1 protein-coding gene is annotated in these 416 nt (G+C 39.4%); it reads right to left on the bottom strand.

Annotation, left to right across the window (positions count from 1 at the left end; all coding sequences use genetic code 11):
* Positions 1 to 411, bottom strand: a 411-nt coding sequence (locus E3E36_RS13300; RefSeq protein ID WP_255452979.1) for a sulfatase-like hydrolase/transferase, incomplete at its 3' end; no start/stop codon positions are given.
* Between the last annotated feature and the right edge of the window lie 5 nt (positions 412 to 416).

Below are 416 nucleotides of genomic sequence, written 5' to 3'. Positions count from 1 at the left end.
TACTCCCTTCTTGTTCATAGCAATATTCACTGTGAGAGATTTTAAAGAATTTAAACTTATCCACTTCCATTCATCATCGATACAGTTGGAGGTGTGGACATCCATAAAGGAAGGATATTTTATGAGTAGAGGAACCCTTAGCAACTCATCATACAGAAAATTACCATGGCCAATCCTACCATGTTCCCCCAATAGTTGTCCGTGGTCACTGGTCACCACTATAAGTGAGTTGTCAAAAATGTCATGACTCTCGAGAACGTGCAATAAAGATGATAACTTGTGAACTAAATATTTGGCTTGAGTATCATATCGAATCCGCCATTTAGTTGCAAATCCTTGGTCGAGGTTACCGGTTTTTAGGTGCTCTGATAGAACACTTAAATTGTCGTTCACGAGATACGGTTCGTGCATCTCAA

The sequence above is a fragment of the Thermococcus sp. M36 genome, assembly GCF_012027355.1.
Taxonomy (GTDB): Archaea; Methanobacteriota_B; Thermococci; order Thermococcales; family Thermococcaceae; genus Thermococcus.
Note: the sequence above shows the minus strand (reverse complement) of the source record. Positions and strands in the feature narration are given on the sequence as shown.